We start from the raw sequence: 14,071 nt of genomic DNA, 5'->3' as shown, positions 1-14,071 counted from the left end.
GCACGAAGCCCTATTAATAATCGTGTGATGGGCCGCAGCCCAGGGCCCTATGCATCAACGCTCATGCACGTAGGTCCCGGGTGCAGCCTCGCCTGCGGTAAACGTCTTGTCGCCCAGCGTGGTGGGTGCCTTTTTCAGCTTGCCCGAGCGCTCGGTCAACCAGCCGGCCCAATGCAACCACCAGGAATCGGTGTGCTTGTTGGAGTTTTCCTGCCAGTCCTTGGGGGTTGAACTCATTTCGGAGTTGGTCATGAAACGCGCCTTGGGGTTGCCCGGCGGGTTCAGGATGCTCTGGATATGGCCACTGTTGGATAGCACGAACTCGACTTTGCCACCAAACAGCTGTGCCGACTTGTAGCACGAAGTCCACGGGGTGATGTGGTCGTTGGTGCCGGCCAGGGAAAAGATATCGCAGGTGACTTTTTTAAGGTCGATTGGCGTGCCGCACACTTCCAGTGCGTCGGCACGGGTCAGTGGGTTGTTCTTGAACATCTCGATCAGGTCGCCATGGAAGGCGGCGGGCAGGCGCGTGGTGTCGTTGTTCCAGAACAGGATGTCGAAGACCGGCGGCTCGTTGCCCAGCAGGTAGTTGTTGACCCAGTAGTTCCAGATCAGGTCGTTGGGGCGCATCCAGGCGAACACCTTGGCCATGTCGCTGCCTTCCAGCACGCCGGCCTGATAGGAGTGGCGCTTGGCCGCCTCCAGGGTCTGCTCGTCGACGAACAGCGCCACCTGGGTATCCATGGTGGTGTCCAGCACGCTCACCAGCAGGGTCAGGGCGTGGACCTTTTTCTCGCCCAAGGCGGCGTAGTGGCCCAGCAGCGCGGTGCAGGTGATACCGCCCGAGCAGGCGCCGAGCATGTTCACATCCTTGCTGCCGGTGATGGCGATCACCGCATCCACCGCTTCTTTCAAGGCGTCGATGTAGGTCGACAGGCCCCATTCGCGTTGCGCCTTGGTGGGGTTGCGCCAGCTGACGATAAAGGTCTGCACGTTGTTGCGCAGGCAGAAGCGCGCCAGGCTTTTTTCCGGGCTCAGGTCGAACACGTAGAATTTATTGATCTGCGGCGGCACCACCAGCATCGGCCGCTCCAGCACCTGCTCGGTGATCGGCCGGTACTGGATCAGCTCCAGCACGTCGTTGCGGTACACCACCGAGCCCTCGCTGGTGCCCAGGTTCTTGCCCACTTCAAAGGCGTCCATGTTGACCTGGCTGGGCATGCCACCGTTGTTGACGATGTCCTTGGCCAGGTGCGAAAGGCCGTCGAGCAGGCTCTTGCCGCCGGTTTCGAAGAAGCGTTTGACCGCCGCCGGGTTGGCCGCGCTGTTGGTGGGGGCCATGGCCTCGGTCATCAGGTTGATGACAAAGTGCCCGCGGGCGACATCCTGTGGCGACAGGCTGCTTTCATCGATCCAGGAATGCAGCTCTTTGCGCCACGCCAGGTACGTTTGCAGGTAGCGGCGGTACAGCGGGTTTTGGCTCCAGGCGGGGTCTGCGAAGCGGCGGTCATCACCCTCCGGTTGCAGGGCCGACTTGCCGAAGATCACATTCTTCAGTTCCACGCCAAAATGGGCGACGTGCTTGGCGCTGTGCAGCGGTTGCTTGAGCGCCTGACGCAACACCATCCTGGCCGAGGTCAGCAGGTCTTTGCGACGCAAGCCGATAATAGGGTTCATGCCCAGGGTGTTTTCCGAGGCTTGATGCTTCAGCTCATCGCTGTTCTTGTTGCTCATCTACGACGCTCCGTTGTCCTGAGACGAGTACTGCCATGTGCTCTGCACTGTCACATGCCCAGTACTACTGCTCGGGTGACCAGTGATAGCGAACAGTTGTGTAGCTCTCCTGTGATGCAGAGAGCTTGCCACTTGCATTGGTTACCCGACTTTCTTGCAAACCGCAAGGAAGCCCATGGCGGCTCCCTTGCCAAGGCATTCAAGCAAATAGAATTAGAAAATGCCCTCTAGAAAATAAGGGGTGCGGGCTAGAGCATCAGCTTGACGATGGATTCGGCAGGATCGCGGGATTTTCCGGCGCTTCTCAACTCTTCCAAATAATCCGCCCACAGGGATTCCTGACGAACAGCCAACTGATAGAGGTAGTCCCACGTGAACAATCCTGAGTCATGGCCGTCATCGAAGGTCAATTTCAGTGCGTATTGCCCGGCGGGTTCGATCTTGCTCAGGCCGACATTGAGCTTGCCGTATTGCAGGATGGGTTTGCCGTGGCCTTGGACCTCGGCGGAAGGCGAGTGCACGCGCAGCAGTTCGGCGGGCAAGTCATAGACTTCGTCAGGCCCGTAGGTGAGCGTGAGGGTTTTCGAGGCTTTGTGCAGGTTGATCGCGGTGGGGAGTTTGGTCATGGCAGGCATCTCTGTAACAACGCCCTACCTTACTGTAGGAGCGGATTGATCCGCGAAAAGGCCGCTGCGGTTTTACTGACGCAGTGCGGCGATCCCTTCGCAGATGAATCCGCTCCTACACGGGAGCGGGCTGAGGCTTACAGAATATAACGAGACAGGTCTTCGTTCTCGGCCAATTCGCCCAGGTGGCTGTTGACGTACTCGGCGTCGATGCGGATCGGCGCTTCGCTGTGGGCGCTGGCCAGGTCGCCGGCGCTGAACGAGACTTCTTCCAGCAGGCGCTCAAGCAGCGTGTGCAGGCGACGGGCACCGATGTTCTCGGTTTTCTCGTTCACCTGCCAGGCGATTTCGGCCAGGCGCTTGATGCCTTCCGGAGCGAACTCGATCTGCAGGCCTTCGGTCTTCAGCAGCTCGCGGTATTGCTCGGTCAACGAGGCGTGCGGTTCGCTGAGGATGCGTTCGAAGTCTTCCGGGCTCAGGGCCTTGAGTTCCACGCGGATCGGCAGGCGCCCTTGCAGTTCGGGCACCAGGTCGCTGGGCTTGCTCAGGTGGAAGGCGCCAGAGGCAATGAACAGGATGTGGTCGGTTTTGACCATGCCCAGCTTGGTGTTCACCGTGCAGCCCTCGATCAGTGGCAGCAGGTCGCGCTGCACGCCTTCGCGGGACACATCGACGCCGCCGGAATTGCCGCGCTTGGCCACTTTGTCGATTTCGTCGATGAACACAATGCCGTGTTGCTCGACAGCTTCCAGCGCTTTGGCCTTGAGCTCTTCGTCATTGACCAGGCGGCTGGCCTCTTCGTCGCGCACCAGCTTGAGCGCTTCCTTGACCTTGATCTTGCGGCTTTTGCGCTTGCCCTTGCCCATGTTGGCAAACAGGTTTTGCAGCTGGTTGGTCATTTCTTCCATGCCCGGCGGCGCAGAGATATCGACCCCGGCGACGTCAGCCACTTCGATCTCGATTTCCTTGTCGTCCAACTGGCCTTCGCGCAGGCGCTTGCGGAACAGCTGACGGGTATTGGAGTCGCTGGGCGCCGCTTCTTCGCTGAAGCCGCGTGCCGGTGGCAGCAGGGCGTCGAGGATGCGCTCTTCGGCGGCGTCTTCGGCGCGATGCTTGACCTTGACGATCTCTTGCTCGCGCAGCAGCTTGATGGCAGCGTCGGCCAGGTCGCGAATGATCGATTCGACGTCACGGCCCACGTAGCCCACTTCAGTGAACTTGGTGGCTTCGACCTTGATGAACGGCGCGTTGGCCAGCTTGGCCAGGCGGCGGGCGATCTCGGTTTTGCCGACACCAGTCGGGCCGATCATCAGGATGTTCTTGGGGGTCACTTCCACGCGCAGCTCTTCGGGCAACTGCATGCGGCGCCAGCGGTTGCGCAGGGCGATGGCGACGGCGCGCTTGGCATCGTCCTGGCCGATGATGTGGCGGTTGAGTTCGTGGACGATTTCGCGGGGGGTCATGGACATGGTGTATGCGGCCTCTAGCAGATCAACAAGCGTGGGAAAGCCCGCAGTGGCTGCGGGCGCCAGAACAGCTCGTTATTCGGCGAGGTCCTGCTCCTCGATGGTGACGTTGTGGTTGGTGAATACGCAGATGTCGCCGGCAATGCCCAGCGCGGTTTCGGCAATTTCGCGGGCCGAGAGGTCGGTCTTCATCAGCAGGGCGCGCGCGGCGGCCTGGGCGAAGGCGCCACCGGAGCCCATGGCGATCAGGCCGTCTTCAGGCTCGACCACGTCGCCGTTGCCGGTGATGATCAGCGAGGCATCTTTGTTGGCCACGGCCAACATGGCTTCCAGGCGGCTGAGGGAGCGGTCGGTACGCCACTCCTTGGCCAGTTCCACGGCGGCACGCACCAGGTGGCCCTGATGTTTCTCAAGTTGGCCTTCAAAGCGCTCGAACAGGGTGAAGGCGTCGGCAGTGGCGCCGGCGAAACCGGCAATCACCTGGCCGTGGTACAGGCGGCGCACTTTTTTGGCGTTGCCTTTCATCACGGTATTACCGAGGGAAACCTGGCCGTCGCCGCCCATGACGACTTTGCCGTGGCGACGAACTGAAACGATGGTGGTCAAGGGAGAATCTCCACGCAGCGAGGCGAAAATGCCTGTATGGAAACTCATATGGGGGTGGGGAGGGGGATTTCAAGCGCTGCGGATGGACGGCGAAACCGAGTCGGCCTTTCCCGGGCACGCCTGGTCCCACAAAATAATGGGGGACCGGGCGTGCCCGGGAAACAGGCGCCGCTTACTGGCGGGTCTGGCGTTGTTGTAACAGCAGGTTGCTGAAGCCGCTGCCAGCCAGTTGCTTCTGGGCGGTGCTCAACTGTTCGCGGTTGCTGAACGGGCCGACCAGCACGCGGTACCAGGTTTCATCTTTCACCGTGCCCGACTCCACTGCCACGGCTTGGCCCAGCAGGATGATCTGCGCGCGCACCTTGTCGGCGTCGGTTTGCTTGCGGAACGAGCCGGCCTGCAGGAAGAACTGCGTGGTCGCGGCCGGCTTGATCACCGCCGGCGGCGGCGGCGGGGTCTGGCCGCTCAGGGCTGCCTGGGCTCTGGCCGTGTCGATCTTCGCCGCTTCCGCCGGGGTCACTGGCGGTTGCGCCGGGATCGGCGGGGTTTTCTCAGGCACCGCTTCCGGTGGCACGATCACCTCGGACTCCGGCAGCAGGGTGTAGAAGTCGTATTTGGGCTTCACCGGTTGCTGCGGGCTTGGCGGCGTCTTGTTGGCCTCGGCGATACGGTCAGCCTTTTGCTGGGCCTCGGGCTTGACGCGCTTGATGTCGTCACCTTTGCCAGGGTCCAGCTTCATCAGGAACACGATGAAGGCGCCGACCGTGAGGCCGACCGCCATCCATACCCATCCCGGGATCGGCTGTTTTGCAGGAGCTTGGTAACGGCTGGCGCCACGCTTGGGAGCAGGTTTTTTCTTGGCAACCAACTTACATACGCTCCAATGTTTCCAGGCCCAGCAACTCCAGGCCTTGCTTGAGGGTACGACCCGTCAGGGCAGCCAGGCGCAGGCGGCTCTGCTGCTGCTCGGGCGAGTCGGCGGAGAGGATCGGGCAGTTCTCGTAGAAACTCGAGAACAACCCGGCCACATCGTACAGGTAGCTGCACAGCACGTGGGGGGTACCTTTCTCGGCGACGTTGTTCAGGGTTTCGCCAAACTGCGCCAGGCGCGCGGCCAGGTCCTGCTCTTGCGCGGCCTCCAGGATGATCTGGCCTTGCACCTCGCTGAAATCCTTGCCCAGCTTGCGGAAAATGCCGGCCACGCGGGTGAAGGCGTAAAGCAGGTACGGCGCGGTGTTGCCTTCGAAGTTGAGCATCAGGTCGAAGTTGAAGCTGTAGTCACTGGTGCGGTGCTTGGACAGGTCGGCGTATTTCACCGAGCCGATGCCCACCACCTTGGCGATGTTGCGCAACTCATCTTCGGCCAGGGTCGGGTTCTTGTCTTTTACCAGCGTGTAGGCGCGTTCCTGCGCTTCGACCAGCAGGTCGATCAGCTTCACGGTGCCGCCATCACGGGTTTTGAATGGGCGCCCGTCAGCGCCGTTCATGGTGCCGAAGCCCATGTGTTCCATTTCCATGGGGTGGGTCACGAAGCCGGCCTTGCGGGCCACGGCGAACACCTGCTGGAAGTGCAGCGCCTGGCGCTGGTCGACGAAATACAGGGCGCGGTCGGCTTTGAGCTTGCCGCTGCGGTAGCGCACGGCGGCAAGGTCGGTGGTAGCGTACAGGTAGCCGCCGTCGGCCTTGACGATGATCACCGGCAGCGGGTCGCCATCGGCGTTCTTGAACTCATCCAGGAACACGCACTGTGCGCCGTTGCTCTCGACCAGCATGCCGGCGGCCTTCAGGTCGTTGACCACGTTGATCAGGTCATCGTTGTAGGCGCTTTCGCCCATCACGTCGGCCATGGTCAGCTTGACGTTCAACAGCTCGTAGATCTTCTGGCAGTGCGACAGCGAGATGTCCTTGAACTTGGTCCACAGCGCCAGGCATTCCGGGTCGCCGGCCTGCAGCTTGACGACCAGGCCACGGGCACGGTCGGCGAATGCTTCGGACTCGTCGAAACGCTGCTTGGCCGCGCGGTAGAAGTTTTCCAGGTCAGACAGCTCGTCGCTGGTGATCGGGTTTTCCTGCAGGTACGCCATCAACATGCCGAACTGGGTGCCCCAGTCGCCCACGTGGTTCTGGCGGATCACCGTGTCACCCAAAAACTCCAGTACGCGTGCCACGCCATCACCAATGATGGTGGAGCGCAAATGGCCCACGTGCATCTCTTTGGCCAGGTTGGGTGCCGACAGGTCGACCACCACGCGCTGGGCGCTACCGGCCTTTTGTACGCCGACACGGGCGTCGGCCAGGGCGGCGTCCAGGCGCTGCGCCAGGGCCTGGGTGTTCTGGAAGAAATTCAGAAAGCCGGGGCCGGCGATCTCGACCTTGCTGATCTGCTCGTCAGCCGGCAGTGCGGCGATGAGTTTCTCTGCCAGGTCGCGGGGTTTCATGCCTGCAGGCTTGGCCAGCATCATGGCGATGTTGCTGGCGAAGTCGCCGTTTTTCTTGTCCCGGGCGTTTTCCACCTGGATCGCCGGCGTCAGGCCTTCAGGCAACACACCTTCTTTGACGAGATGGGCGAGGGCTTGTTGAATCAGCTGGCGAATGGTGTCTTTCATGGGGCTCTCTTTCGACCGCAAGCGCGGCGGCGCCTGGAAGCGCGGGTGGAAAAACGGGGTATTATCCGTGGCTATGTCCGGGTTGCCAACCGGTGATGCGCCCAATGGCCGGATCGCGTCGCCTGGCTCGCGGATAAATCCGCTCCTACGGGGGTTGCAGCGCACCTTTAGGCGCTGATTGATCTGCGAAAAAACACCGCGTCAATAAAGGTCTACCGGATCGACATCCAACGACCAGCGTACTTGCCGCCCCGCAGGCATCTGCTCCAGGTGCAGCAACCAACTGCTGAGCAGCCGATGCAGCGGTGCGCGGGCACCGGCTTGCAAGAGTAGCTGGGCGCGATAGCGGCCGGCGCGGCGTTCCATGGGGGCCGGGACCGGGCCGAGAAGTTCGATGCCGCCCAGCTTCAGGTCGTTCAATAGTTGCTCGGCGGCGCTGCAGGCTTCGTCCAGGAATGCTTCGGCTTGCCCCGGCTTATGGGCTTCGGCGCGCAGCAGCGCCAGGTGCGCGAACGGCGGCAGGCCGGCGGCGCGGCGCTCGCTCAGGGCTTGCTCGGCAAAGGCGAAGTAACCTTGTTCGGTCAGTTGCACCAGCAGCGGGTGGTCGGCCAGGTGGGTCTGGATGATCACCTTGCCCGGCTCTTCGGCGCGCCCGGCGCGGCCAGCCACCTGCACGATCAGTTGGGCCATGCGCTCGCTGGCGCGGAAATCGCCGGAAAACAGCCCGCCGTCGGCGTCCAGGATCGAGACCAGGGTCACTCGCGGGAAGTGATGGCCTTTGGCAAGCATCTGTGTGCCGACCAGAATGCACGGCTGGCCCTTCTGGATGGTGGCGAACAACTGATTCATCGCATCCTTGCGCGAGGTGCTGTCGCGGTCGACGCGCAACACTGGGTAATCCGGGAACAAGATGCTCAGGCGCTCTTCGGCGCGCTCGGTGCCTGCGCCCACCGGGCGCAGGTCCACGGTGTTGCACTTGGGGCACTGGCGCGGCACCGGTTCGACGTAACCGCAGTGGTGGCAGCGCAGCTCGCGCGAACGCTGGTGCACCGTGGTGCGCGCGTCGCAGCGCGGGCACTCGGACAACCAGCCGCAGTCATGGCACAACAGCGTCGGCGCAAAGCCGCGGCGGTTCAGGAACACCAATACCTGTTGGCCCTTGGCCAGTGTCTGGCCGATGGCTTGTTGCATCGGGCCGCTGATGCCGCTGTCCAATGGCCGGCTCTTGACGTCCAGGCGCATGAATTTTGGTGGCTGTGCGCCGCCGGCGCGGTGTTCCATTTTCAGCAGGCCGTAGCGCCCGGTGTAGGCGTTGTGCAGGCTTTCCAACGAGGGCGTGGCCGAGCCCAGCACAATCGGAATGTTTTCTTGGCGGGCGCGTACCAAAGCCAGGTCGCGGGCGTGGTAACGCAGGCCTTCCTGCTGCTTATAAGAGCCGTCGTGCTCTTCGTCGATGATGATCAGGCCGGGGTTCTTCATGGGCGTGAACAGTGCCGAGCGCGTACCGATGATGATGTCTGCCTCGCCGTCGCGGGCCGCCAGCCAGGCGTCCAGGCGCTCGCGGTCGTTGACCGCCGAGTGCAGCAGGGCGATGCGGGCGTTGAATCGCTGCTCGAAGCGCGCCAGGGTTTGCGGGCCCAGGTTGATTTCCGGGATCAGCACCAGCGCCTGCTTGCCGGCTTCCAGGGTTTCGCGAATCAGCTGCAGGTAGACTTCGGTCTTGCCACTGCCCGTGACCCCGGCCAGCAAAAAGGCATGAAAGGTGTCAAAGCCGGCGCGCACTGCTTCAAAGGCTGCGCGCTGCTCTGGGTTCAGCGGCAGCTCGGGCTGGGCCAGCCAACGTTCGTGGCGCGCCCCGGGGGCGTGCCGGCGTACTTGGATCTCGACCATGTGCTTGTCCAGCAACAGATCCAGGCTGGTCTTGTTCAGCCCCAACTTGCTTAATAGCTGATGCGGCACGCCGTGCGGGTGCTGGGCCAGGGTGGCCATGGCTTCACGCTGTTTGGGGGCGTTTTTGATGCGTGCATCGTCCATGCGTGCGCCGGGCGCCACCTGCCAGAAGCGTTCCTGGCGCGCCTCGGCCGGCTCGCCCTGGCGTAGCAGCACCGGCAGCGCCCAGCTCAAGGTATCGCCCAGGCTGTGCTGATAATACTGCGCGGTCCACAGGCACAACTTGAACAGCGCCGGCGGCAACGGGGTGACCGGGTCGAGCAGGGCGATGGCCGGCTTGAGCTTGTCGGCCGGCACTTCGCTATGGTCGGCCACTTCCACCAGCATGCCAATCATTTCGCGGCGGCCAAACGGCACTCGCAGGCGCATGCCTGGGGCGAAATCGGCGGCTTTCATGCCTGCCGGTGCCCGGTAGTCGAACAGCCGGCGCAGCGGTGAGGGCAGGGCGAGGCGCAGGATGACGTCGGGCACGCGGGGGTTCTCGAGTGGGGCAAAAGGCAGTGTGTGGCAGGGGCGAATCCTAGCAGACGACAGTCGGTACAAGTGAAAACTTGCGTCATTGACAGTGTCTGGTATGATTTGCGGCCTAATTACGTGCGGTATTCAACAATGGTGTTGAGTGGCGGCACGCAGCCTGAGGAAGTAATCATGAAAGCTGATATCCATCCAGTATACGAAGCCATTGACGCCACCTGCAGCTGCGGCAATGTCATCAAAACCCGTTCGACTCTGGCCAAGCCACTGAGCCTCGACGTTTGCTCCGAGTGCCACCCGTTCTACACCGGCAAACAGAAGACTCTGGATGTTGGCGGCCGTGTTGACCGCTTCAAGACTCGTTTCGGCAGCTTCGGTGCCAAAAAGGCCTGATCTTCCTGATCGAGTTGTACGAAAAGGCGCCCTCCGGGGCGTTTTTTTGTGCCCGGAAAATAAATTGTAGACATTATTTGTTTTGATTGTGAACAGTCTAGCCCGCGCCAGCCGTGGGCCTTGGCAGAAAGTCTAACGGTGCGGCCCTTGACACCAGTGACCGACCAGTCTTGTCGGGTCTTGGCTCTGCGAGTATCCTCGGCGCTCCGAAAAGTCCATAGCAAAAGCGGAACGCCACCATGTCAGATTTGAAAACTGCCGCTCTCGAATACCATGCCCAGCCTCGCCCTGGGAAACTGAGTGTCGAGCTCACCAAACCTACCGCCACCGCCCGCGACCTGTCGCTGGCCTACAGCCCGGGCGTCGCCGAGCCGGTCCGCGAAATCGCGCGTGACCCGGAACTGGCCTACAAGTACACCGGCAAAGGCAACCTGGTTGCAGTAATCTCAGACGGCACCGCCATCCTCGGCCTGGGTAACCTGGGCCCATTGGCTTCCAAGCCTGTGATGGAAGGTAAAGGCGTTCTGTTCAAGCGTTTCGCCGGTATCGACGTGTTCGACATCGAAGTCGATTCCGAAAGCCCGCAAGCGTTCATCGATACCGTGAAGCGCATCTCCATCACCTTCGGCGGCATCAACCTGGAAGACATCAAGGCACCTGAGTGCTTCGAGATCGAGCGCGCCCTGATCGAGCAGTGCGACATCCCGGTATTCCACGATGACCAGCACGGCACCGCTATCGTGACCGCCGCCGGCATGATCAACGCCCTGGAAATCGCTGGCAAAACCCTGGAAGACGCAAAAATCGTCTGCCTGGGCGCCGGTGCGGCCGCTATCTCCTGCATGAAGTTGCTGGTGAGCATGGGTGCCAAGATCGAAAACATCTTCATGGTCGACCGTACCGGCGTGATCCACGCTGGCCGTGACGACCTGAACCAGTACAAGGCCGTGTTCGCCCACGCCACCGAGAAGCGCAGCCTGGCTGACGCGATGGAAGGCGCTGACGTGTTTGTCGGCCTGTCCGGCCCGAACCTGCTGAGCCCGGAAAACCTGAACCGCATGGCGCCGAACCCGATCGTGTTCGCCTGCTCCAACCCAGACCCGGAAATCTCGCCAGAGCTGGCTCACGCCACTCGCAACGACGTGATCATGGCCACCGGCCGTTCGGACTACCCGAACCAGGTCAACAACGTGTTGGGCTTCCCGTTCATCTTCCGTGGTGCCCTGGACGTTCGCGCCAAGCGCATCAACGAAGAAATGAAAATCGCCGCGGCCAACGCCCTGCGTGAACTGGCCAAGTTGCCGGTGCCACAGGAAGTGTGCGACGCCTATGGCGGCATCTCCCTGGAATTCGGGCGTGAGTACATCATTCCGAAGCCAATGGACGCCCGCTTGATCACCGTGATCTCCGACGCCGTGGCCAAGGCCGCGATCGAGACCGGTGTGGCGACCCTGCCGTACCCAAGCAACTACCCGCTCAAAAGCGTGGACGACGTGTTCAACGGCTAAGCCGTTGTAGCGCTCAATAAAAAGCCCCGGCTCGTGAGAGTCGGGGCTTTTTTTGTTTTAAGCCGAACCGTGTGGGGGGGGGGGGCTTCGCGGATAAATCCGCTCCTACAGTGCCAGTAGGAGCGGATTTGTCCGCGAAAGAGCACCGCGCTACATCAGAACAAATCGATCGGCGCCGACTCGTCCGCCGGCAGCGGGCTGCCTGGCGCAGAGCCGTTGCCCAGTTCGTTGACCGACGGCGGCGTGTCTTCGCTCTTGAACAGCTCGAAGTAGGCGTTCGGCGTGCTCGGGCTGGCGGCGCGTCCGCTGACCGGGTCTACCCGCAGGCTGACGATGCCTTCGGGTTCCGCTTGGGTGTGCGCTGGCTTGTCCTTGAGCGCCGCGCCCATGTAGCTCATCCAGATCGGCAGTGCCACGGTGCCGCCAAACTCCTTGTGGCCCAGGGTCTCCGGCTGGTCGAAACCGGTCCACACGGTGGTCATGTAGTCGGCGTTGTAGCCCGAGAACCAAGCATCCTTGGAATCGTTGGTGGTACCGGTCTTGCCCGCCAGGTCGCTGCGGCCCAGGGCCATGGCGCGGCGGCCGGTACCTTTCTTGATCACGTCCTCGAGCATGCTGTTGAGGATAAACGTGGTCCGCCCGTCAACGATGCGCTCGGCCACCGCTGGCGCCTGGATGGCATTGGGGTTGCCCGAGTCGGTGATCGCCGGTGTTTCTGGCGCGGCCACCGGTACGCTGCTGGCCTTGGTTTCGTCGGCTGGCACGCGCGCCGGGTTGGCGACGAACAGGGTGTCGCCGCTGCGGCTTTCGATGCGTTCGATCAGGTAAGGGCTCACCTTGTAGCCGCCGTTGGCGAAGGTGCTCCAGCCGGTGGCGATTTCCATTGGCGTCAGCGTCGCGGTACCCAGTGCCAGCGACAGGTTGCGTGGCAGGTCCTGCTTGTTGAAGCCAAAGCGGGTGATGTAGTCGATGGTGCGATCCACGCCCAAGGCTTGCAGCAAGCGGATCGAGACCAGGTTGCGCGACTTGTACAGCGCTTCGCGCAGGCGGATGGGGCCCAGAAAGGTGTTGGTGTCGTTTTTCGGCCGCCAGACCTTGTCCAGGTACTCGTCGACGAACACGATCGGTGCGTCGTTGACCAGGCTGGCCGGCGTGTAACCGTTGTCCAGGGCGGTGGCGTAGATGAACGGCTTGAAGCTCGAACCCGGCTGGCGCTTGGCCTGCATGGCGCGGTTGTAGTTGCTCTGCTCGAAGGCGAAGCCGCCGACCAGTGCACGGATGGCGCCATTTTGCGGGTCCAGGGACACCAGCGCGCTCTGTGCGGTAGGTGCCTGGCTGAATTTCAGGCTGTCATCGGCTTGACGCTGCACGCGGATCAGGTCGCCCACTTGTGCCACGTCCGAAGGTTGTGTCGGCATCCGGCCCATGCTGTTGGTATTCAGGAATGGGCGGGCCCATTTCATGGTGTCCCAAGCCACGTGCTCCTGCTTGCCGTCGCGATTGATCACGCTCAGCCCGCCACGGTCCACCTGGGTGACGATGACCGGCTCCAGGCCGTTGAGGGGGCGCTGCTTGCCAAGCTCGGTGATCCACGCTTCGCGGGTTTTGCCCGGCAGGCGCGATTCCGGGCCACGGTAGCCGTGGCGCTGGTCGTAGGCGATCAGCCCGTCGGAGACCGCCTTGTTGGCGTCGTCCTGCAGGTTGCTCGGCACGGTGGTGGTTACCCGGAAGCCTTCGGTATAGGCCTCGGCGCCATAGCGCCCGACCATTTCGGCGCGAGCCATCTCGGCGATCCACGGTGCGTTCAGCTCAGGCGTCGGCACGTGGTAGCTGGCATTGATAGGCTCGGCCAGGGCGGCCTGGTAGTCCGCATCGGTGATCTTGCCAAGCTTGAACATACGGCCCAGGATCCAGTCGCGGCGCTCTTTGGCGCGCACGGGGTTGGCCAACGGGTTGAAGCGTGACGGGGCCTTGGGCAGGCCGGCGATCATCGCCATCTGCGCCAGGCTCACATCCCGAATCGATTTACCGTAGTACACCTGGGCGGCAGCTTCGATACCGTAGGCACGGTTACCCAGGTAGATCTTGTTCACGTACAGCTCGAGGATCTCGTCCTTGGTCAACTGACGCTCGATCTGCAAGGCCAACAGGATTTCATTGGTTTTGCGCGAGAAGCTACGCTCGCTGCTGAGGAAGTAGTTTTTCGCCACCTGCATGGTGATGGTGCTACCGCCGGTCTGAATGTGCCCGCTTTTGAACAGCTGGGCAGCGGCGCGCACCAGGCTGCTGGGGTCGACGCCATAGTGGTTTTCGAAATTGTCGTCTTCGGCCGAGAGCAGGGCCTGGATGAAGTGCGGCGGGATGTCGGCGAACTTAATCGGCGAACGGCGCATTTCACCGAACTCTGCTATGAGTTTGCCATCACTGCTGTAGACCCGAAGCGGGATTTGCAGTTGCACGCTCTTGAGCGTCTCAACAGACGGCAGACCAGGGCTAAGATAGAGGTAGGCACCGCTCAGACCGAGCGCCAGCGCGCAGAAAACAGCGAGGAAAGACCACCCGAAAAACTTCAGCAAACGTATCAAGGCTTTTGGATTTCCAGATAAAAGAATGGGTTAGGCGCACAGCCGGCGACAGGGAAAAAAGCGCTGGGCATTATAAGCATTTTTCGGTACGAAGCGTCATTTGCGCTTCTGTCAAGACTGCTA

At 62.0% G+C, this 14,071-nt stretch carries 10 protein-coding genes; 2 read left to right on the top strand and 8 right to left on the bottom strand.

Annotation, left to right across the window (positions count from 1 at the left end; translation table 11 throughout):
* Positions 1-54: 54 nt before the first annotated feature.
* The 7 genes from phaC to L9B60_RS09575 all read right to left on the bottom strand — a co-directional run bounded on the left by phaC (position 55) and on the right by L9B60_RS09575 (position 9,459).
* A complete protein-coding gene (phaC, locus tag L9B60_RS09605) occupies positions 55-1,734 on the bottom strand; it encodes a class II poly(R)-hydroxyalkanoic acid synthase (protein ID WP_249678254.1) in 1,680 nt (559 codons plus the stop codon).
* 248 nt (positions 1,735-1,982) lie between these two features.
* Positions 1,983-2,360, bottom strand: coding sequence for a gamma-butyrobetaine hydroxylase family protein (locus tag L9B60_RS09600; protein WP_249678252.1), 378 nt, complete (start codon positions 2,358-2,360; stop codon positions 1,983-1,985).
* A 137-nt stretch (positions 2,361-2,497) separates the two neighbouring features.
* Entirely contained in the window at positions 2,498-3,829 is a 1,332-nt protein-coding gene (gene hslU / locus L9B60_RS09595) for an ATP-dependent protease ATPase subunit HslU (RefSeq protein WP_249678251.1), read from the bottom strand.
* A 72-nt stretch (positions 3,830-3,901) separates the two neighbouring features.
* Positions 3,902-4,432 carry an ATP-dependent protease subunit HslV gene (gene hslV / locus L9B60_RS09590; RefSeq protein ID WP_249678250.1) on the bottom strand — a complete coding sequence of 177 codons (531 nt, stop codon included), beginning with the start codon at positions 4,430-4,432 and terminating at the stop codon, positions 3,902-3,904.
* A 172-nt stretch (positions 4,433-4,604) separates the two neighbouring features.
* Entirely contained in the window at positions 4,605-5,300 is a 696-nt protein-coding gene (locus L9B60_RS09585) for an SPOR domain-containing protein (RefSeq protein WP_249678249.1), read from the bottom strand.
* 1 nt (position 5,301) lies between these two features.
* Entirely contained in the window at positions 5,302-7,038 is a 1,737-nt protein-coding gene (gene argS, locus L9B60_RS09580) for an arginine--tRNA ligase (RefSeq protein WP_249678248.1), read from the bottom strand.
* 201 nt (positions 7,039-7,239) lie between these two features.
* Positions 7,240-9,459, bottom strand: a complete 2,220-nt coding sequence (locus tag L9B60_RS09575) for a primosomal protein N' (RefSeq protein ID WP_249678247.1) — start codon at positions 9,457-9,459, stop codon at positions 7,240-7,242.
* 177 nt (positions 9,460-9,636) lie between these two features.
* Between L9B60_RS09575 and rpmE the strand changes: the two genes are divergently transcribed.
* The gene (rpmE, locus tag L9B60_RS09570; RefSeq protein WP_249678246.1) at positions 9,637-9,855 is read left to right on the top strand and encodes a 50S ribosomal protein L31; all 219 of its coding nucleotides are present in this window, start codon (positions 9,637-9,639) and stop codon (positions 9,853-9,855) included.
* A 239-nt stretch (positions 9,856-10,094) separates the two neighbouring features.
* The gene (locus L9B60_RS09565; RefSeq protein ID WP_249678245.1) at positions 10,095-11,363 is read left to right on the top strand and encodes a malic enzyme-like NAD(P)-binding protein; all 1,269 of its coding nucleotides are present in this window, start codon (positions 10,095-10,097) and stop codon (positions 11,361-11,363) included.
* A gap of 155 nt (positions 11,364-11,518) precedes the next feature.
* On the opposite strand, the gene L9B60_RS09560 is transcribed toward L9B60_RS09565, so the two are convergent.
* Positions 11,519-13,945 (bottom strand): penicillin-binding protein 1A, encoded by a 2,427-nt coding sequence (locus L9B60_RS09560; RefSeq protein ID WP_438866135.1) that lies wholly within the window; start codon positions 13,943-13,945, stop codon positions 11,519-11,521.
* Positions 13,946-14,071: the final 126 nt, after the last annotated feature.

The organism is Pseudomonas abieticivorans, from assembly GCF_023509015.1.
In the GTDB taxonomy this organism is placed as follows: Bacteria; Pseudomonadota; Gammaproteobacteria; order Pseudomonadales; family Pseudomonadaceae; genus Aquipseudomonas; species Aquipseudomonas abieticivorans.
This window is presented reverse-complemented; position numbering and strand designations above follow the sequence as displayed.